Below are 20,188 nucleotides of genomic sequence, written 5' to 3' on the forward strand. Positions count from 1 at the left end.
CAGGCCGCCCGCCTGCCGCGCGGCCAGCCGCTGCTGCCGGGGGGCCTGTCCAGCCTCGCCGGTCCCGATCCCGCGATGGGGGCCCTGCTGGCGCAGGCCGCGCGCCTGGCGGGCAGCGCGGTCCCCCTGCTGGTCACGGGCGAGACCGGCACCGGCAAGGAACGCCTGGCCCGCGCCATCCACATGTGCCGCCCGGAACCCGCGCCCTTCCGGGTCATCGACTGCGCCGGTCAGGACGCCGCCGCGCTGGCGGGCCTGGATCTTTGGGACGATCCTGCGGGCACGCTGTTCCTGCGCGGGATCGAGGATCTGGACGCCCCCGCGCAGGCCGTGCTGCTGCGCCGCCTGGCCCCTTGCAAGCTGCGCGTCATCGCCACCGCCCGGCGCGACATGGCCGGGGCGGTGGCCGCGGGCGCCTTTCGGGCCGATCTGTTCTTCCGCATCGCGGGCGCGGCGCTGCCTGTGCCGCCCCTGCGGCTGCGCCGGGATTTCGACTGGCTGACTGATCGGCTGCTGCGCGCCGCCCATCCGGGCGAACTGCGTCTGTCGGCGGGGGCGCGGGCGGATCTGAAGGCGCGCGACTGGCCGGGCAACCTGCGGGAACTGGCGGCGACCCTGCAGGCCGCCGCCCTGCTGGCCGAAGGCCCGGTGATCGACGCGACCGACCTGCCCCCGCCGCTGCTGGCCCCGCCCGCCCGCCCCGATCCGCAGGCCGAGTTGCAGGCCGTGCTGGAGGCCTGCGGCGGGAACATGGCGCTGGCCGCGCGCAGGCTGGGCGTCAACCGTTCGACCGTGCTGCGGCGGCTGCAACGCCTGGGCGCGGCCCCCTGACCGTTGCGCCCCGTGTTGCGCGGGCGTTGCATCTGCAACGCCTCTGCGCTGCGGCGCGGATTTGCCGCGCTGCGGCGGGGGTTTTTCCTGTTTCCGCCGCCCGCCCTGCCCCAGCCTTTCCCCAGGGAGAACCACTTCACGGGAGGACAACATGCTCGATTTCTCGGTGGCCGACCGCGCCCGCGCGGTGCTGGACCAGCTTGGCGCGGCGCTGGAGGCGGGCGACATCGACCGCGCGGCGGCGCTGTTCGTGACCGACTGCTATTGGCGCGACCTGGTCAGCTTTACCTGGAACATCCGCACCATGGAGGGGCCGGACCAGGTGGCCGCGATGCTGCGCGCGCAACTGGGCCATATCCGGCCGACCGGCTGGCACCTGGACGACACCGAGGTTCCGGGCGAGGAGGACGGCATCATCACCGCCTGGTTCCGCTTTGAAACAAAGGTGGGGCGCGGCCAGGGCCTGGTGCGGCTGCGCGACGGGCGCATCTGGACGCTGCTGACCGCGCTTCAGGAACTCAAAGGCCACGAGGAAGCCAAGGGTTTCGCCCGGCCCCTGGGCGCGAAACACGGCGCGGGCAAGAACCGCCCCAGCTGGAAGGAGGAACGCGAGGCCGAGGCGTCTGAGCTGGGTTATACCCGCCAGCCGCACACCCTGATCGTGGGGGGCGGGCAAGGCGGCATCGCGCTTGGCGCGCGGCTGCGCCAGCTTGGGGTGCCCGCGATCATCGTGGACAAGCACGACCGCCCGGGCGATCAGTGGCGCAACCGCTACAAATCGCTCTGCCTGCACGACCCGGTCTGGTACGACCACCTGCCCTATCTCAAGTTCCCCGAGAACTGGCCGGTCTTCGCCCCCAAGGACAAGATCGGCGACTGGCTGGAGATGTACACAAAGGTCATGGAGCTGAACTACTGGACGCGCAGCACCTGCAAGTCCGCGAGCTTCGACGCCAAAAAGGGCGAATGGACCGTGGTGATCGACCGCGACGGGCAAGAGGTGACGCTGCACCCCAAGGAACTGGTGCTGGCCACCGGCATGTCGGGCAAGCCGCGCATCCCGAATTTCCCCGGCATGGAGCGGTTCCGGGGCGAGCAGCACCATTCGTCGCAGCACCCGGGCCCCGATGCCTATGCGGGCAAAAGGGTGGTGATCGTGGGGTCCAACAACTCGGCCCACGACATCGCGGCGGCGCTGTGGGAACACGACGCGGACGTGACCATGGTGCAGCGGTCCACGACCCATATCGTCAAGTCCGACAGCCTGATGGAGATCGGCCTTGGCGCGCTTTATTCCGAACAGGCCGTGGCCAGCGGCATGACCACGGAAAAGGCCGACCTGATCTTCGCATCCTTGCCGTATCGGATCATGCACCAATGGCAGGTGCCGCTTTACGACCAGATCCGCGAACGCGATGCGGACTTCTATGCGGGACTGGAAAAGGCGGGCTTCCGGCTGGACTTCGGCGACGACGATTCGGGGCTGTTCATGAAATACCTGCGGCGCGGATCGGGCTATTACATCGACGTGGGGGCCAGCCAGCTGATCATCGACGGCCAGATCAAGCTGGCCCATGGCCAGGTGCAGGAGATCACGGAAAACGGCGTGCTGCTGGACAACGGCACCGAACTGCCCGCCGACCTGATCGTCTATGCGACGGGCTACGGGTCGATGAACGGCTGGGCGGCGGACCTGATCGGGCAGGACGTGGCGGACCGGGTGGGCAAATGCTGGGGCCTCGGGTCCGACACCACCAAGGATCCGGGCCCGTGGGAAGGCGAGCAGCGCAACATGTGGAAGCCCACGCAGCAGCCGGGATTGTGGTTCCACGGCGGCAACCTGCACCAGTCGCGGCATTATTCGCTGTATCTGGCGCTGCAACTGAAGGCGCGCCAAGCCGGCATCGACACGCCCGTCCATGGCCTGCAAGAGGTGCATCACCTGAGTTGACGCCCTGCCGGGGCGGCATCCTCAGCCGCCCCGGCCCCCCTGGGACAGCACGAAGGCCACCAGCAGGCCCAGCACCACCAGGACGCCGGTCATGCCCCCCTCGACCTCGACCGCCTCGGGGATCATGGTGTCCGCGATCATGGTCAGCAGCGCCCCGGCGGCGACGGCGCTGACGGTGGCCAGGACGGCGGGCGAGGCATCGGCCAGAAGCCCCGCCCCCAGGGCCGAGGCGATCCCCGACATCAGCGCGATCCCCGTCCACAACCCCAGCACATAGGTCCGGCCGCGCCCGGCCTTGCGCATCCCGGCGGCGCTGGACAGCCCCTCGGGCAGGTTCGACAGGAAGATGGCGGCCAGCATCGCCACGCTGACCCCGCCCCCGCCGACCAGGCTGACGCCCAGGACCACGGATTCCGGGATGCCGTCCAGCAATGACCCGATGGCGATGGCGAAGCCGCCGCCGTCGTCGGCGTCCGTCTGCTGTTCGCCCGACCGCTTGCGGTGGCAGGCCTTGCCCCCGCGCGACACCGCCCGGTTCGCCAGCGCGAAGGCAACTGACCCCGCCAGCGCGCCCGCCACGATGGGGCGGATGCTGGCCTGCTGGTATCCTTCCAGCAGCAGGTCATAGGCCACCGCCGAGATCAGCACCCCGCAGCCGAAGGCCATGATCCCGGCGGTCACGCGCCGGGGCAGTTCCACGAGGCAGGCGAGGGCCGCCCCGATGACCAGCGCCGATCCCCCCAGAAGCCCCCAAAGCCCCGCCTGCTGCCACAGCGCCATGGCCTTACCCGCCGGGCCGCAGGGCGGGGCGGGGTGCCGCCTGTCGGAATGCCATGCTGCCGCTCCTTTGCCGTGGGTGGAAGGGCAACCGGCCAGCCGGGGGGTTGTTCCCTGCCCCGGACGCCGCCCGGATTAGCCCTTGGGGCAGGCGGCATTCTCCTTTGGTGTTAGCCGTTCCGTCAGGCCCGCTCGCCTGATGGTCACTGGCCGCCGGGTTCGTTGATCGGCGCCCGGTCCGCGCGGGATGATGGGCCCTGCAGAGTCGCTGCGGCAAGACGGGTGCGGGCCAGCCTGGCCTCCAGCAGAGGGGAAACGTAGATGCCGACAATCGATGGTTCCATGACCGACTGGTCCCCCGTGGCCCGCCTGGACACGCCCGCGACGGGCGCCGCGGGCTATGGCCTGTGGGGCATCGCCGAGCCGGGCTATCTGTATTTCGCCTTCACGTCCGACAGCGCCGTGATCGGCGACAACACCACGCTGTGGCTGGACACCGACCTGAACCGGGCCACCGGATACCAGATCTGGGGATGGGCCGGGGGCGCGGAATACCATGTCGAGCTGGCGGCGGACGGCACCGCCCGGCTTTACAGCGGCGGCCCCGAGCAGACCCTGGTGGCGGAGCTTGAGGAAGCGCGCAGCGCCGATGGCCGCGTGCTGGAATTCCGCATCGACCGGACCCTGCTGGCCGGGGCGCCCACATCCGTGCGCGTTTATGCCGATGTGAACGATTCCGTCTTCCTGCCCAATTCCTATGCGACGGCGAACCTGCTGGTCAGCGACCCCGTCCCCGTGGTGACGGTGGGCGGCAAGACGCTGGACGGCAACCTGGGCGAATGGGCCGCATCCACCCGGCTGGACAATGCCGCGACGGGGGCTGCGGGCTATGCGCTGCACGGCGACCTGCAGGGCGGCACCTTTACCTTTGCCATCGCCAGCACGGCGGCGCAGGTCGGCGCGAACACCACGATCTGGCTGGACACCGACCGCAACGGCGCGACCGGATACCAGATCTGGGGATGGGCGGCGGGCGCCGAATACAACATCAACATCGGCGCCGACGGGGTCGCGCGGCTTTACAGCGGCGCGGCGGGCCAGACCTTCGTGGCGAACCTCGACTATGCCCGCAGCGCCGACGGCCACACCATCGAGATCGCGGTGCCCCAATCCCTGCTGGGCGGCGCGGGTTCGGCCCGGGTCTTTGCCGATGTGAACGACTCGGTCTTCATTCCCAACAACTATGGCAGCGCGAACTTCGTCGTGGGAAGCACGCCGCCGACCCCCCCGACCGTGGTGGGGGGCGTCACGCTGGACGGGTCGCTGGGCGAATGGGCGGCGGGCAGCGTGCTGACCACGCAGGCGGGCCACACGCTGCGCGGCCAGCTTGTCTCTGATCCGGCGGGCGACAGCTATGTCTTCGCCATCAACGGGACATCGGTCGGGGCGAACACCACGATCTGGCTGGACACCGACCTGAACAGCGCCACCGGCTACAAGGTCTGGGGATGGGCGGGGGGCCACGAATACAACATCAACATCGGCGCCGACGGGGTCGCGCGGCTGTATAGCGGGGCGGCAGGCCAGACCTTCGTGGCCGAACTGAAATTCGGCCGCAGCGCCGACGGCACCGGATTCGAGGTCGCCGTGCCCAAGGCCCTGCTGGCGGGCAATTCCGGCCAGGTGCGCGTGCTGGCCGACGTGAACGATTCCGTCTTCCTGCCGGGCGACTATGCCAGCGCCAACCTGGTCGTGGGCACCGCCCCGCCGCCCAACCCCGTGGACGCGCCGCAGTCGCGCATCGCCATCGTCTATTCCGAAACCTCGGCCGCTAATTTCTATGACAAGACGGCCTACGGGCAGTTGTTCATGGCGGCCCAGAACCAGGCCATGCAGGCGGGCGTGCCCTTCGACCTGCTGACCGAGGCCGACCTGCTGAACCCCGCCGCCCTGGCGGGCTATGACGCCATCGTCTTTCCCGGCTTCTCGCATGTGCAGGGGGGCCAGGCCACGGCCATCGCCACCTCGCTGGCGACCGCCGTGCGCGACTATGGCGTGGGCCTGATCGCGGCGGGCAACTTCATGACCAATGACGAGACCGGGGCCGCCCTTGCCGGGGATTCCTATGCCCGGATGAAGTCGCTGCTGGGCGTCACGCTGGAAGGCTTCGGCGCCACGGGCGGGATCACGCTGCGCGCGGCGGGGGGCGCGGTCCATCCGATCCTGGACGGCTATGGCTCGGGCCAGGTGGTGGGCACCTATGGCAACACCGCCTATCTGAACTTCACCGACATCACCGGCACCGGCAAGGTCCTGTTCGAGCAGGTCGTGACCGGCGGGGTCCACGACGCCGTGATCGCCACCCAGACCGTAGGCCGCAACGTCCATTTCGCCACCGACGCGATCATGGGCAACAACAACATCCTGGGCGAGGCCATCGACTGGGTGCTTCAGGACAACGCGCCAGACGTGTCCCTGCTGATGACGCGGCACCAGTCGCTGTTCTATTCGCGCAACGACATGGACCAGTCGCAAGAGGTCTATGATGTCAGCACCCAGAAGCCCGGCATCTATGACGCGCTGCTGCCGATCATCGAAAACTGGTATGCCAAATACGGTTTCGTCGGATCCTATTACGTCAATGTCGGGGCCTATGCGCCCGACCAGGTGACGAACTGGGCGGTCTCGAAACCCTATTACGACCGCATCCGCGCCCTGGAAAACGAGATCGGGACGCATTCCTTCACCCATCCCCACGACACCAACCTGCTGCTGCCCGACCTGATCACGGACCAGATGCTGCAGGCGCGGATCACGGCCTATGCCAATGTCGTGAATGCCGGGGTGCCGGTCTGGTCGCCCTATGCCACCCACGAGGACGCCGATCCCGCCGTGGTCAAAGCCCTGTCGCAGATGACGGCCAGCCAGATCAACGCCATGATGACCGACCTGCTGGCCCGGACCAACCCCGCCAATGCCAATGCCGTCAGCGTCCTTGCCCTGACCGAGGTGGAACGCGCGGTGCTGGAGGCGTCCTACAAGTTCCAGTTCGACTATTCCCGCCAGATCATCGCGCGCGAACTGGGCATCCCCATCACCGGCGCCGCCGTCCCCGGCGCGCCCGAGCGGCTGGACGCCACGCGCGAGATGATCAAGTATTTCGACTATCTCAGCGGCGGCTATTCGGGCACCGGGGCGGGCTATCCGGGCGCCTTCGGCTTCCTGACCCCGGCCGAGGACCAGCGCGTCTATCTGGCGCCCAACATGTCCTTCGACTTTTCGCTGATCGGCTGGGGCGGCATGACCCCCCAGCAGGCCGAGGCCGCCTGGCTCAAGGAATTCTCCGCCCTGACCGCGAACGGGACCACGCCGATCCTGGCCTTCCCCTGGCACGACTATGGCCCGACCAACTGGCTGAAGGATCCCACGCAGGTCTATAACCTGCAGATGTTCCAGTCGCTGATCTCGGCCGCCGCCGCCGCCGGGACCGAATTCGTGACCGGCAAGGATCTGGCCGACCGGATCGAAAGCTTCTCGAACAGCACCCTGACCGTCACGCGCGCGGGCAATGTCGTCACCGCGACGGTGGGATCGTCGGATGCGGGCAACTTCGCGCTGGACATGGGAAAGGAAGGGCGCATCGCCTCGGTCGCCAACTGGTATGCCTGGGACGAGGATTCGGTGTTCCTGCCCCGCGCCGGGGGCACCTTCCAGGTCACGCTGGGCAGCACGATGGCCGACGTGACCCGCATCGCGGCCCTGCCGATGCGGGGCGAGCTGATCTCGGTTTCCGGGAACGGATCCGACCTGAACTTCAGCTTCCACGGCAAGGGAGAGGTGCTGGTCGATCTGAAGACCCAGGGCAACATCCCGGTCCGCATCACCGGCGCGGACGGTGCGACGATCCCGGTGGCGGGACAGGTGTCGCTGGCCTTCAACACCCTCAAGCAGAACGCGGCGCTGGTCGATTTCCTGACGGCGGGGGCAAGCCTGATCGGCGGGGCGGCGACCGACATCCTGCTGGGCGGCACCGGGGCCAACCGGCTGGAAGGGCGGGGCGGCAACGACGTGCTGTTCGGCGCGGCGGGCGCGGACCGCTTCGTCTTCCGCGCGGGCGAGGCCTTCGACACGATCCTGGACTTCGACAGCGGCCTGGACAAGCTGGAGCTGCGGGGCTTCGGCTTTCTCAGCGCCTCGGCCGCCCGCGCGGCCTTTGTCGATACCGCCGACGGGCTGGAACTGGTCCGGGGCACCAGCCACCTGCTGCTGGCGGGCCTGGACGCCGCCGACCTGCTGGCCAGCGACATCATCAATTCATTCCTCGTCTGAGCCGTTTGAAAACGAAGGGACATTGCGATGGACAAGAAGCTTTTCGGAACCGACGGCGTCCGGGGACGCGCGAATGTCTGGCCCATCACCCCCGAGGCCGTCATGCAGCTGGGCCGCGCGGCGGGACGCCATTTCGTGCGCGGCGGACAGTCGCGCACCGTGGTGATCGGCAAGGACACGCGGCTGTCGGGATACATGGTCGAAAGCGCGCTGGTCGCGGGCTTCACCTCGGCGGGGATGAGCGTGGTCCTGACCGGCCCGCTGCCCACGCCCGCCATCGGGATGCTGACGCGGTCGCTGCGCGCGGATCTGGGGGTGATGATCTCGGCCTCGCACAACCCGCACCACGACAACGGCATCAAGTTCTTCGGCCCCGACGGATACAAGCTGTCCGACGAGGGCGAGGCCGCCATCGAGGCCGCCATGGGCCGGACGGGCGATCTGGCCGAACCCGCGCTGATCGGCCATGTCAAGCGGATCGACGGGGCGGGCGAACGCTACATGGAATTCGTCAAGCACGCCTTTCCGCGCGGGCTGCGCCTGGACGGGCTGCGGGTGGTCGTGGACGCCGCCCATGGCGCGGCCCACCGCGTCGGGCCCGACCTGATCTGGGAACTGGGGGCCGAGGTGATCCGGGTGGGCACGGAACCCAACGGCACCAACATCAACGCGGGCTGCGGGTCCACCGCGCCGGGGGCCTGCATCGACGCGGTGCTGGCCCATGGCGCGGATCTGGGGATCAGCCTGGACGGCGACGCCGACCGGGTCCACCTGATCGACGAAAAGGGCCGCCTGGTCGATGGCGACCAGCTGATGTGCGTGATCGCCGAACGCGCCCATGCCCAGGGCAAGCTGGCCCATGACACGCTGGTGGCGACGGTGATGTCCAATTCCGGGCTGGAACGCCACCTGGCGGGCCGGGGCATCGGCGTGATCACCACCAAGGTCGGCGACCGCCATGTGGTCGAACGGATGCGCCAGACCGGCTGCACGGTGGGCGGCGAACAGTCCGGCCACATCATCCTGTCCGAGTTCAGCACCACCGGCGACGGCCTGGTGGCCGCCCTGCAGGCCCTGGCCGCGATCCGCGAGGCCGACCGCCCCGCCTCCGAGGTGCTGTCGCGCTTTGCGCCCCTGCCCCAGATCACCCGCAACGTCCCCATCGAGCGCGGCGCCGCGCCCCTGGACCGCCCCGCCGTGATCGACGTGATCGACCGCATGACCCGGCGGCTTGGCGGCGCCGGGCGGCTGATGGTCCGTCCCTCGGGGACCGAGCCCCTGGTCCGCATCATGGCCGAGGGCGAGGATCCCGACCTGCTTGCCGCCATCGCCGACGAGGTCAGCCATGTGCTGCGCGGCGATGTCCCGCCCCCCCACCCGGCCGCCTTCGCGACGGCCCCCGCGCGGCCCCCGCTGGCCCGCAGCGCCTGAGGAGAGTGTTCCATGTGTGGTATCGTCGGCGTCATCGCCAAAGAGCCCGCGGCCCAGATGCTTCTGGCCTCGCTGGGGAAACTGGAATACCGCGGCTACGACTCCGCGGGCCTGGCCATCCTGGAAGGGGGCGTGCTGGACCGCCGCCGGGCGGTGGGCAAGCTGTCGGCCCTGGCGCAGCTTGTGGCCCGGCAGCCGCTGCCCGGCACCACCGGCATCGGCCATACCCGCTGGGCCACCCATGGCGGCCCGACCGAGGCCAATGCCCATCCCCACCGCTGCGGCCCCGTCGCGGTGGTCCACAACGGCATCATCGAGAACTATCTGGAGCTGAAGCGCGACCTTGCCGCCGCAGGCTACGGCTTTGAATCGCAGACCGACACCGAGGTGATCGCCACGCTCTGCGCCTCCATGCTGGCGCGGGGGCTGGACTGCGAGGACGCCGCCGCCGCCACCATCGCCAAGCTGCGCGGCGCCTATGCGCTGTGCTTCGTCTTCGACGGGCGGCCCGACCTGCTGATCTGCGCCCGGCGCGGGTCGCCCCTGGTCGTCGGCCTGGGCGACGGGGAAAACTTCGTGGGATCGGACGCCATCGCGCTGGCCTCGATGACGAACCGCATCTGCTATCTGGAGGAAGGCGATTGGGCCGTCCTGACCCGCGACGGCGTGCGCATCCATGACGCGGCCGGCAACTCTGTCACGCGCGAGGTGCAGACCGTCGCGCTGGACACCATCATCGCCGACAAGGGCCAGCATCGCCACTTCATGGCCAAGGAGATCCACGAACAGCCCTCGGTCATCGCCCGGGCCCTGGGGTCCTGGATTTCCGACGACCGCCACCGCGTCGCCTGCGCCGCCGAAGGCATCGACTGGGCGCGCATCCCGCGCCTGACGGTCGTGGCCTGCGGCACCGCCTTCTATGCCGCGCATGTCGCCAAGGTCTGGATGGAGCGCGTGGCCCGCCTGCCCGTGGAAATCGAGATCGCGTCCGAGTTCCGGTACCGCGAGCCGCCCTTGCCCGCGCGCGGCGTCACCATGGTCGTCAGCCAGTCGGGCGAGACGGCGGACACGCTGGCAGCCCTGCGCTATGCCAAGGCGCAGGGCCAGGTCACGCTGGGACTGGTCAACGTCACCACCTCGACCATCGCGCGCGAGGCCGACATCGTGCTGCCGATCCATGCGGGGCCGGAAATCGGCGTGGCCTCGACCAAGGCCTTCACCGCGATGGTGCTGTGCCTGTCGGCGCTGGCCGTGATGATCGCCCGCAAGCGCGGCGAGATCGACGGGGCCGGGGAACGCGCCCTGGTCGAGATGCTGTCCACCGTCCCGCGCCTGATGTCCGAGACGATCGCGCTGGAGCCCCAGTTCGAGGCCCTGGCCCGCGACATCGCCGAAGCCAAGGACGCGCTGTTCCTGGGCCGGGGGCTGATGTATCCGCTGGCGCTGGAAGGGGCGCTGAAGCTCAAGGAAATCACCTATATCCACGCCGAGGGCTATGCGGCGGGCGAGATCAAGCACGGCCCCATCGCCCTGGTGGACGAGGCCACGCCCATCATCGCGCTGGCCCCCCATGACGCCCTGTTCGAGAAGATGGCCTCGAACCTGCGCGAGGTGATGGGCCGCAAGGGCCGCGTGGCCCTGATCGGCGATGGCGCCGCCTGCCGCGAGATGGCGGACGAGGTGTGGCGTGCCATCACCCTGCCCGACGCGGGTCCGCTGGTCGCGCCCTTCCTTTATGCCGTCGCGGTCCAGTTCATCGCCTATCACGCGGCCGTCGCCAAGGGCACGGACGTGGACCAGCCCCGCAACCTTGCCAAGTCCGTCACGGTGGAATGATGCTCAGGTCAAAGGTTTCCAGGTTCCCCCAGCCGAAAAGCATCCTGGCCACGGGCGGCGCGGGCTATATCGGGTCGCATGTCGTGGTCGAGCTGCTGGAGGCGGGCCACCAGGTCGTCATCCTGGACAATTTCGAAAACTCGGACCGCCGCACCGTCGCCCGCATCCCCCAGATCGCCAAGGGCACGGTGGTGCTGGTCGAGGGCGATGTCCGCGACCGCGCGGTCGTCACCGAAGTCCTGCGCCAATACCGCATCGACGCGGTGATCCACCTGGCCGGCAAGAAGGCGGTGGGCCAGTCGGTGGCGGACCCGCTGCTTTATTTCCGCGACAACCTGCTGGGGGCCATCTCGCTGCTGGAGGCGATGCAGGCGGCGGGGGTGGGCAAGCTGGTCTTCTCGTCCTCGGCCACCGTTTACGGCATCCCCAAGGTGCTGCCGATCCCCGAGACCGCGCCCACCGGGACCACCAACCCTTACGGCCGCACCAAGCTGATGATCGAGGAGATGGTGGACGACCTGGTCGCCGCCGATCCGCGCTTCCAGGCGATCTCGCTGCGCTATTTCAACCCGGTGGGGGCCCATCCCAGCGGGCTGATCGGGGAAAACCCGCGCGACGTGCCCAACAACCTGTTTCCCTATGTGGCCCAGACCGCCATCGGCCAGCGCCCCGAGGTGCAGGTCTTCGGCGCCGACTACGACACGCCGGACGGGACGGGGGTGCGCGACTATATCCATGTGATGGACCTGGCGCGGGGCCATGTCGCGGCGATCGACCGCCTGCTGGGCGGTGTGCTGGAGGACCGGCACATGCGCATCAACCTGGGCACCGGCACGGGCTACAGCGTGCTGCAGATCATCAACGCCTTTTCCCAGGCCTGCGGGTTTCCCGTGCCCTATCGCGTGACGGACCGCCGCCCCGGCGACGTGGCGGTGTCGCTGGCCGATCCGGGCCGGGCGGGCGCGGTCCTGGGATGGCGCGCGACCCGCGACCTGGCGCGGATGTGCGCCGATCACTGGGCCTTCCAGCAGCAGGCGGCACTGGACAGCAAGCCCTATCTTGTGGCGAAATCGGATCTTGGGGCCATGGCCGCCGCGTCCAGCCTCAGCGCCGCCACCTGAGGATCGCCCGTGGATGATCCGGGACAGCGCGGCAGGAATGCGACGGCATGATCCGACCTTGCGCCGGGGGGCGGCGCCTTTCGGGAAACGACCAGCCTTGACCATCACGTCCCTGCTTCGTCCAGCCGCGCTTTCCGGGTTGATCGCCGCCTGCCTTCCCGGCATGGCCCGCGCCCAGGATGCGTCCGCCGCCCTTCAGCCCGTCCTGCTGCAACCGCCCGCCACGCAGCCACCGGCCCCCGAATGCGTCATGTCCAGCGCCCGCGCCCGGGCCGTCCACCTGGCCCGAAGCCTGCAGGACGGTTTCGCGGTCCAGTACTGGGGCACGACCTATGACGCCGACACGCTGTCGCGCCAGCCCCACGGGCTGCTGATCCTGGAGGTCACCCGGATCGGCGCGCCCTACAGCGACACCGGCCGCGAGGTGCTGTTCACCCCCGAGGAGATGGCGAAGATCAACCGCAATGGCGCCCGTCCCGCCCTGGGCTATCTGAACGTCAGCGAGATCGAGCATTACCGCGACTACTGGATCGACCAGATGGGCGGCATCGACGTGGCCCCGCCTGCCGTCCTGCCGGACTGGTATGGCCCCACCACGGTTCACAAGGAACACCTGTCCGCCTTCTGGACGGAGGCCTGGCACAAGATCATTCTGGAACGGGTGGACCGGCTGATGGGGACGGGCATCGACGGGCTGTTTCTGGACGACGTGCTGCATTACTACAGCCACGCGATGGACAAGACCCTGGTCTGGCCCCAGGGCAAGCGCCCCGACGGCCCCGCCGACGCCCCCGCCATGGCGCGCGAGATGATGCGCCTGGTGGGACTGGTCGCCGACCGGGCGCGGCAATGGAAATGCGACGCCTATGTGGTGGTGAACAACGGCGTCTTCATCGGGCGCGATGCCGCCGGGGGCGCGGATCCCCGGGGAAGGGCTGCGTTTTCCGACTATCTGGACCGGATCGACGCCATCATGGTGGAAAACGTCTCGGCCCCCTCGACCCATGCCCACACGACCGAGGCCCTGCAGGAAGACTACCGCAGCCAGGGCGTCGCGGTCCTGTCGCTGGACATCGCCACCCAGTTCCCCGACCAGAAGCCCGAGGAACTGCGCGCGCTGATCGCGCAAAAGGCGTCGGAAACGGGGTTCTATCCCTATGTCACCGCCGACAACGTCTTCAACCAGGTTTATCCGCCGATGCGGACAGCGCCGCCCGCGCCGGCCGCGCCGGAATGACGCTGTCGCGCAGGCGCTGGCGCAGGCCGGGGTGATCCACCGTCCCGGCCAGCAGCGCCCGGTGGAAGGGACTGCCCCGCAGCCCGTCCAGAAGCGACATCCAGATCAGCTGGTCCCATTCAGACAAGGGCTGGTTCGACGCGGCGACCAGGTGGCGATAGGTCGCCGCGCGGTCGCCCCGCCAGTGGGCCCAGGCCGCGCCGACCAGCGGGGCCGCCTTGAAGACATCCTCGCTCAGAAGCCCGCGCCAGGGCACCAGCGCCCCCGCGCCGCGATAGCGCACGAACTGCATCAAGGCCTGGCCCAGGGCCGGGGCGCCCGCCTGCCGCCCGTTCGATGTCAGCGCCGCCTGCAACCCCCGCATGTCGCCCGTGCTTTCGGCCAGATAGGACAGCGTGCCCCATTCGGCCTCTGACAGCACCGTGCGGGTGGCCAGCCATTCGCCCTGCAGGATGCGGGCCGTGCCGCCATGGCCGCTGCGGGCAAAGACCGGCAGCACCGCGTGGCTATCGCCGGGCGCCAGGCGGAACCCGTCGCGCGCGACCAGGATCGCCGCGTCGATGGCCCCCCGGCCGATCAGCGCCCGGACCGAGGCTTCCAGCGCCTCGGCCCCCTGCGGCCCTTGGGTCCAGCGGGCGGCGGCGGCGACCGCCTCGGCGGGGCGGGCGGCCTCGACCAGGAATTCCAGCAGCCGGCGCTTGTAGGACAGGTGGCCTTCCACGGTGCTGTCGGCCAGGGTGGTGAACAGCGCCTCGTAATCGGTGATGCGCCCGTCGCGGATCAGCAGCAGGCCCAGGCGGTCGATCTCTCCAGGCGTCAGGAGGGTCGGATCCTCGGCCAGCAGCAGGTCGCGCTCGGCATCAAGCTGGCGCAGGGCCTGGTACCAGCCGCCAAGGCGCAGCCGCCGCTCCTCGGACGGAAAGGCCTCTTGCGCCTGGCGCAAGAAGACCGCCGCGGCGGCCAGGTCGCCCGCCGTCGCCTCGATCCCCGCCAGGGTTTCCAGCACTTCCTCCGACGGGCTGGCCTGCGCCTGAAGGCGCTGAAAGGATAGGCGCGCGCGGTCCAGGTCGCCGTCGGCCAGCGACAGACGCCCATAAAGCAGTTCCAGGTTGTCGTGAAACCCCATCCGCCCCTCGGCCGCGCGCAGTTCGCGCAGGGCGTCCTCGGGCTCCAGGCGGGACAGCTCGGCCTCCAGCCGGACGGCGGGATGGGGGCGCAGCGCCACGACCCCCGCCACCCCGGCGGCGCAAAGGGCCAGGGACACGACCACGACATTGCGCATCACGTCGGGCATGTCAGCATCCCCCCTTGACGGACAGGCCGCGCAACCCGCCGGGCGCGGTGGGCACGGGAATGGTCAGGATGCCCGCCGCGTCCGCCGCCACGGCGCGGTGGCGGTCCTCGTTCACGCCGGTGATGGCGATGCCGTATTCCGCATGGGGTTCGGCCAACAGCACCACGTCGCCGGGGGCAAAGCCCGACAGCTCCAGCGCCACGCTGCAGGTGCTGCGGTCCCAGCTTTCCACCACGGGGCGGCTGGACACCAGCGCGGGGGCGGCCGATCCCAGCACCATGCCGGCGGGATCGTCGCTGTCGGCCAAGACGACCAGCGGCGCATCCGCCCCCGGATCCAGGGCGACATACAGGCTGTCGCCCTTGCGCCGCGCACCCATCACGCCTTCGCTGGCCGCCATGTCCAGCGCGCGGGCCCCGGCGCGGTCCAGGCGCAGGGTCTGCAAGGCCCCCCGGTCGCGGATGCGCCACCGTCCCGGCCCTTCGGCGGCGATGCGCGCCGACAGGAAGCCCCGGACCGCCGCCGCATGGGCGGATGCGCGGATCGGCACCACGGGGGACGTCCGCGCCAGATCCAGATAGGTTTCCACCGCGCGGCGGGTCTCGAAATGGATCATCGTGCGGGCGGCGAAGGACAACTGGAAGGGGCGCAGCCGGCGCGGTTCCTCGGTCCGGCGCAGGGTTTCGTGGAAGCCGTGAAAGCCATACAGCGAGGCCGTCCAGTAGTCGGTGTAAAGCGCGTCCCCGCCAAGCGCGTCGTGGATCTGGCGGTGCTGCCCGACCTGCGCGGACAGCGGCCACAGCCCCGTCAGGGATGGCCGGGCCGCGTCCATCACGCCGCCGCCGCCGCCCATGCTGCCCACGCCCGTCCGTTCGGCGGCCTCCAGCGCGGCCTCGAAGGGGCGGGCATTGCCGCTCCAGGCGTAAAGGCCCACGGGGCGCGCGCCGCCCGACAGCGCGTTCACCTGGGCGATGGCGCCGCCGACCTCCTGCCCCAGGTCGAAGGGGGTGGCTGCGTATTTGCGCGGCGCCCCCGGCGTGCGCGAAAAGGTCGAGGCGCCGGTTTCCGCAAAGGCATCGCGCAGGGTCTGCATGGCCGAACTGACCAGCGCGCCCTGGTCGTCGGCCGTTTCGGGGGCGGTCAGCATCGCGGCCTCGCGGGTGGGGTCATAGGCCGCGAAGAAGGACCAGTCGCGGATGTCGCTGAAGCCCTGCACGGCCGCCTCGACATTGGGGGCGGCCAGCGCCCGCAGCGCCGCCTGCCGCCCCCGTTCGGCGGCAGGACCGCCCAGGTCGGGCGACAGATCGCCCGCCAGGATCGCCACCGTGACCGGAAGATCGGCGAAAGCCTCGATCAGCCCTTCGGCCAGCACCTCTGACGCCAGGTCCTGCGTTTCGCCGAAGACCTGGGCGGGCATCAGGTCCAGCCAGCCGACCGAGGAAACGGTCACAAAGAACGTCCGCAGCCCCTGCAGCGTGGTGGGGTCGGGCCGGGGCACGCCGTCGTCGGCCAGCACCCCCTCGAAGAAACCGAAGGGGTCGATGATCCAGGCGGCCCGGCCCTGGGTTCCGGGCTCGATCAGGGCGCTGGCATGGACATAGCCCCCGGCGGGCCCGATCACCGCCAGGGCGATCTCCTGGCCCTGGGACGCCATCCGCAGCAGCGGGCGCGCGCCGGGCAGGGCGGCGACGCCCCGGTAATCGCCGGGCTGGACCAGGTAATCGGCCTCAAGATCCAGCAGGCTTTCGTCCTTGGCCGAAACCGTTGCCGATACGCCCACCGCGTAAATCACGCCGTCCGTTTCAATTCCCATCGCGCCCATCGCCCGCGACGACAGCGCGGGGCCGAGGCCGGACCAGAATTCAAGATTGTCGAAGGAAACGATCTTGGGGCCGCCGCCGCAAAACGCATCCCCCTGCGCCAGCCAATTCCCGAAACCGGCATTGTCCGACACGGGTTCGTCGAACCAGGACAGCACAAGCGCGACCTGGGCGGGATCGACCTCGGGCGGGGTATCGCGGCTGATGTCGTGATAAACCACCACCTGCCCCAGGTAATTGAGAACCAGTTCGGCAAAGCGGTAGATGCGGGTATTGCGGACCTCGCCTTCGCGCGCGCCGTCGTAAAGCGCCAGCGTGGTGCGGGGCACGATCGCGCAAGCCTGGGCCGAGGCGGCCAAGGGGTGCCAGGCCAGCGCCAGAACCAGAAGCAGCACCATCCGAAGGGGCTGGAAAGTCTTTCGGGTCATTCTTTTTCCGGCGACAGGGCTGGCCGCATGTCAAATCCCCCCTGTTATGCGCGATAATGGCCCGCCTTTCCACAAGCCAAAGGTGAAATGAATTCCGCCCTCACGTTTCGGATAGGGCGCATTGAACCATCGGCCAGTCGATTCACCCATGGGTGAATATGGCCACGCGAATGACCGGGCCAATTCCCCCTGCGGCCAGTTGAGCCCCATTTTCAACTGTCGTAATTTTGCAGGGCTGCCCGGGAATATCCTGCGGCGCATCGAAAGCGACCAGGGCAGGGGATATCGGATGTCGAATGGACTTGGCGGCTTTCTTGTCAGTGCGTCGATCGTCGCGGCGGGATTGACCGGGTTCTGGGCCTGGCCCCACCTGCAGGAAGGGGGCTTCCGGTCGCTGGCCGCCCAGGCCTCGGGCCTTTACCACCAGGCCGAGCTGCGGCTGCGCCCCGCCCTGGCCGCGCTGCAATCCCCGCCCGCCATGACCGGCCAGCCCCAGGCCGAACCCGGCGCCATCGCCGAATCCCTGCCGCCCGCGCTTTCGTCCACCGTCCCGCCGCTGCGGGCCGAGGCCACGGCCCCCGCCGTCGAGGCCCGCTGCGAAGGCCCCGAAAACGACGCCGACACCGCCGTGATCGGCGACAGCGTGCAATTGCGGATCTTTGAAAGCGCGACCCTGGCCGCCGCCCCCGTGCCCGACGGCGCGGACGCCCCCCCGACCGACATCGTGTTCGAGCGGCTGGACCTGTCGGGTGCCTATGAGGTGGGCACCGGCGGCACCGTGTCGCTGCCCGCCATCGGCCATGTCGCCGTCGCGGGCCACAGCCTGGCCTGCATCGAGGCGCTTGTCTCGCGCGCGGCGTTCGAGCGGATGCGCACCCAGAACAGCGTCAGCGCGGCCTTTGCCGCCCGCCCGCCGGTGCTGGTGCGCGGGGCCGTGCGTTCGCCCGGGGCGCATGGCTACACCCCCGGCATGACGGTGGAACGCGTGCTGGCCCAGGCGGGCGCGCTGGACGACCGCGACCCCGCCGCTCAGGTCCGGCTGATCGCGCTGGAAGCGCGGCGGTCGGAACTGGACAAGACCCGCGTCAGCCTGTCCCTGGAACGGATGCGGATCGAGGCCGCGTTGGACGACCGCGACACCCTGCCCCAGGACGATCCCGCCATCCGCGCGGCCGCCACCCTTCTGGGCCCGGAACGGCTTGCCAGCGAACGCAACGCGCTTGGCGCCGAGATCCGCGCCGACCGCCTGCGCCGCGACCAGAGCGAGGCCGCCCTGGCCGACCTTTCCGCCCGGATCGAGGCCGCGCGCCGCCAGAAGGCCCTGGCCGAAACCCAGATGGCCTATCACGCCACCCGGCAGGAACAGCAAAGCGAGATGCTGCAAAGCGGCCTTGTCACCGACTCTCGCGTGAACGACACGGCGGTGCGGGCCATGGACGCCGAACGGATCCTGCTGGAAAAGGAAGACCTGCTGTTCCGGCTGGAGGCCGAGCGCCGCGCCGCCCAGCAGGACGCCGAACTGGCCCGCGTGGACCGCATCAAGGCCCTGACGGCGGAACTGCGCCAGGTTTCGGCGGCGCTGGACGCGGCGGGGAACGAACTGGACACGGTGGGGGCCGAGCTGAACCTTTACAAGGGCGACGGCCTGCATCTGGCCGTCACGATCGAGCGTCCGGTGGACGGCACCCATGCCCGGACCATCGCCGCCCGCGCGGACACCCCCGTCCGGCCCGGCGACCTTGTGACCGTCTCCGCCGACCGGACCGGCAAGGAAGACCTTGCCGCCGCGACCCCATCGGACCCGCCTGCCATCATCCGGAGCGCATCGACAGAATGACCCATCTTCATGACGCCGCCCTTTCCCCGGCCGGCCCGCGTCCCGGGACCAGCCTGTTCCTGCGCGGCTTCATCGGCAGCGCGGTCCTGCTGGCCGCCATCAACGCCGCCGAGCCGCTGTTCTTCGGCGAGGGCTATTTCGCCGGCCTCACCTATCATCCCTTCTGGATCGTGATCCTGCTGGCCGCCGTCCAGCACGGGCTGTTCGTCGGGCTTTCGGTGGTGGGGCTGGCGACGCTGATGATGGACTGGCCCTCGCGCCCGGTGGGCATGGACATCACCGAACATTACGTCGATATCGCCATCGCCCCCGCGCAATGGCTGATCGCCGCGCTTCTGATCGGCCTTTACCGCCAGCAGCAGATCCGCCACGAACGCGCGCTTGCGCGCGAGAACGACCGCCTGCGCGACATCAACCGCACCCTGGCGGGCGAGATCCACCGCCTGGACGCCTTTGTGGCCCGCGCGGAACTGGCCGCCGCCACGCAAGCCCTGCCGCAGCCCCATGACGCGGACCAGCCCGACGACCGCCTGGCCGCGCTGGAGATGCTGGCGGGCGCCGATCCCGAGGGGCGCGCCGGGGCCTTTGTCGCGGCGGCCCGCGCCTGCCTGCCCGGATCCGTGGCCTGGCTGCGGCTGGACAAGGGGGGCAACCTGGTCCCCGCCGCCATGACCGACGACGGCGCCGCGCTTCCCGGGATCTCGACCGCCGCCGACCTGCCGCTGCCGGTAGTGGGGCAGCAGGTCCAGCCCCTGGCCCGCGAGGGGACCGGGGGCCATCCCGCGCTGTGCCGCGTGGTGGCGCCGGGGGACGATCCGCTGGGCGTGCTTCTGGCGCAGTCGCCCGACCATGACGCGGCCGCGCTGGTCCCTGGGCTGAACGCCCTGGCCCGCGCGCTGGAGGACAGCCTGCGCCGGATGCCCGAGCCCCTGCCCGCCGCGCCGCAAGCCCGGGGGCCGGTCCGCCTTCATGCGTGAGCTGGCCCCGCCCTTGTCGCGCGGCGCGGGCTTCGCGCCCGGCCTGCTGACGGGGCTGGCCGCCCTGGGCGACATCCTGCTGCTGAAAGCCTGGCTGGCCCAGGATCTGCTGATGATCACCGTGATGGCGCTGCATCTTTGCCTGGCGCTGGCCTTTGGCGGGCTGTCCTGGGTGACGAACGGGCGATCCGCGTCCCCGGCGCTGGCGGGCACCGCCATCCTGGCGCTGTTCGGCCCCTTCGGCGGTCCCGTCCTGATGATGATCGGCCCCGGCGCCGCCCCCCGGGCCACGCGGACCGCCCCCGGCGGGCGTCCCCCG

13 protein-coding genes are annotated in these 20,188 nt (G+C 70.0%); 10 read left to right on the forward strand and 3 right to left on the reverse strand.

Going from position 1 to position 20,188, the window contains the following annotated elements:
- The coding region (locus tag JX613_RS18245) for a sigma 54-interacting transcriptional regulator (RefSeq protein ID WP_207102900.1) at positions 1-831 on the forward strand (831 nt) is incomplete at its 5' end.
- Between the two features lie 151 nt (positions 832-982).
- A complete protein-coding gene (locus tag JX613_RS18250; RefSeq protein WP_207102901.1) occupies positions 983-2,782 on the forward strand; it encodes an NAD(P)-binding domain-containing protein in 1,800 nt (599 codons plus the stop codon).
- A 21-nt stretch (positions 2,783-2,803) separates the two neighbouring features.
- On the opposite strand, the gene JX613_RS18255 is transcribed toward JX613_RS18250, so the two are convergent.
- Positions 2,804-3,562 carry a ZIP family metal transporter gene (locus JX613_RS18255; protein ID WP_207102902.1) on the reverse strand — a complete coding sequence of 253 codons (759 nt, stop codon included), beginning with the start codon at positions 3,560-3,562 and terminating at the stop codon, positions 2,804-2,806.
- A gap of 318 nt (positions 3,563-3,880) precedes the next feature.
- Here JX613_RS18255 and JX613_RS20055 point away from each other — a divergent pair, with 318 nt between their 5' ends.
- The 5 genes from JX613_RS20055 to JX613_RS18280 all read left to right on the forward strand — a co-directional run bounded on the left by JX613_RS20055 (position 3,881) and on the right by JX613_RS18280 (position 13,513).
- Complete coding sequence (locus tag JX613_RS20055) at positions 3,881-7,888, forward strand: hypothetical protein (RefSeq protein WP_237168705.1); 4,008 nt, start codon at positions 3,881-3,883, stop codon at positions 7,886-7,888.
- A 27-nt stretch (positions 7,889-7,915) separates the two neighbouring features.
- Entirely contained in the window at positions 7,916-9,319 is a 1,404-nt protein-coding gene (gene glmM, locus JX613_RS18265) for a phosphoglucosamine mutase (protein WP_207102903.1), read from the forward strand.
- Positions 9,320-9,331: 12 nt separating this feature from the next.
- Positions 9,332-11,155: a glutamine--fructose-6-phosphate transaminase (isomerizing) gene (glmS, locus tag JX613_RS18270; protein WP_207102904.1), complete on the forward strand. Its 1,824-nt coding sequence runs from the start codon at positions 9,332-9,334 to the stop codon at positions 11,153-11,155.
- Positions 11,152-12,276: a UDP-glucose 4-epimerase GalE gene (gene galE / locus JX613_RS18275; protein WP_237168706.1), complete on the forward strand. Its 1,125-nt coding sequence runs from the start codon at positions 11,152-11,154 to the stop codon at positions 12,274-12,276. The genes glmS and galE overlap by 4 nt, the downstream gene beginning before the upstream one ends.
- Before the next feature lie 97 nt (positions 12,277-12,373).
- The gene (locus JX613_RS18280) at positions 12,374-13,513 is read left to right on the forward strand and encodes an endo alpha-1,4 polygalactosaminidase (protein WP_207102905.1); all 1,140 of its coding nucleotides are present in this window, start codon (positions 12,374-12,376) and stop codon (positions 13,511-13,513) included.
- On the opposite strand, the gene JX613_RS18285 is transcribed toward JX613_RS18280, so the two are convergent.
- Together JX613_RS18285 and JX613_RS18290 are read right to left on the reverse strand one after the other, a co-directional pair.
- Entirely contained in the window at positions 13,455-14,807 is a 1,353-nt protein-coding gene (locus JX613_RS18285; protein WP_207102907.1) for a tetratricopeptide repeat protein, read from the reverse strand. The genes JX613_RS18280 and JX613_RS18285 overlap by 59 nt on opposite strands.
- A 1-nt stretch (position 14,808) precedes the next feature.
- Positions 14,809-17,055: a polysaccharide deacetylase family protein gene (locus tag JX613_RS18290; protein WP_207102908.1), complete on the reverse strand. Its 2,247-nt coding sequence runs from the start codon at positions 17,053-17,055 to the stop codon at positions 14,809-14,811.
- Positions 17,056-17,344: 289 nt separating this feature from the next.
- Here JX613_RS18290 and JX613_RS18295 point away from each other — a divergent pair, with 289 nt between their 5' ends.
- The 3 genes from JX613_RS18295 to JX613_RS18305 all read left to right on the forward strand — a co-directional run.
- A complete protein-coding gene (locus tag JX613_RS18295) occupies positions 17,345-18,892 on the forward strand; it encodes a hypothetical protein (RefSeq protein ID WP_207102909.1) in 1,548 nt (515 codons plus the stop codon).
- Positions 18,889-19,869: a hypothetical protein gene (locus tag JX613_RS18300; protein WP_207102910.1), complete on the forward strand. Its 981-nt coding sequence runs from the start codon at positions 18,889-18,891 to the stop codon at positions 19,867-19,869. Before JX613_RS18295 ends, JX613_RS18300 begins: the two co-directional genes overlap by 4 nt.
- A partial coding sequence (locus JX613_RS18305) for a hypothetical protein (RefSeq protein WP_207102911.1) occupies positions 19,862-20,188 on the forward strand: 327 nt, incomplete at its 3' end. The genes JX613_RS18300 and JX613_RS18305, both read left to right, overlap by 8 nt.

The sequence above is a fragment of the Paracoccus shandongensis genome (assembly GCF_017315735.1).
Lineage (GTDB): Bacteria > Pseudomonadota > Alphaproteobacteria > Rhodobacterales > Rhodobacteraceae > Paracoccus > Paracoccus shandongensis.

What these genes read in the sequence shown, in the direction of transcription:
- JX613_RS18250 (WP_207102901.1), top strand. Translation starts at nt 983, where the DNA reads ATGCTCGATTTCTCGGTGGCCGACCGCGCCCGCGCGGTGCTGGACCAG.
- JX613_RS18255 (WP_207102902.1), bottom strand. Translation starts at nt 3,562, where the DNA reads ATGGCGCTGTGGCAGCAGGCGGGGCTTTGGGGGCTTCTGGGGGGATCG.
- JX613_RS20055 (WP_237168705.1), top strand. Translation starts at nt 3,881, where the DNA reads ATGCCGACAATCGATGGTTCCATGACCGACTGGTCCCCCGTGGCCCGC.
- glmM (WP_207102903.1), top strand. Translation starts at nt 7,916, where the DNA reads ATGGACAAGAAGCTTTTCGGAACCGACGGCGTCCGGGGACGCGCGAAT.
- glmS (WP_207102904.1), top strand. Translation starts at nt 9,332, where the DNA reads ATGTGTGGTATCGTCGGCGTCATCGCCAAAGAGCCCGCGGCCCAGATG.
- galE (WP_237168706.1), top strand. Translation starts at nt 11,152, where the DNA reads ATGATGCTCAGGTCAAAGGTTTCCAGGTTCCCCCAGCCGAAAAGCATC.
- JX613_RS18285 (WP_207102907.1), bottom strand. Translation starts at nt 14,807, where the DNA reads ATGCCCGACGTGATGCGCAATGTCGTGGTCGTGTCCCTGGCCCTTTGC.
- JX613_RS18290 (WP_207102908.1), bottom strand. Translation starts at nt 17,055, where the DNA reads ATGACCCGAAAGACTTTCCAGCCCCTTCGGATGGTGCTGCTTCTGGTT.
- JX613_RS18295 (WP_207102909.1), top strand. Translation starts at nt 17,345, where the DNA reads ATGTCGAATGGACTTGGCGGCTTTCTTGTCAGTGCGTCGATCGTCGCG.
- JX613_RS18300 (WP_207102910.1), top strand. Translation starts at nt 18,889, where the DNA reads ATGACCCATCTTCATGACGCCGCCCTTTCCCCGGCCGGCCCGCGTCCC.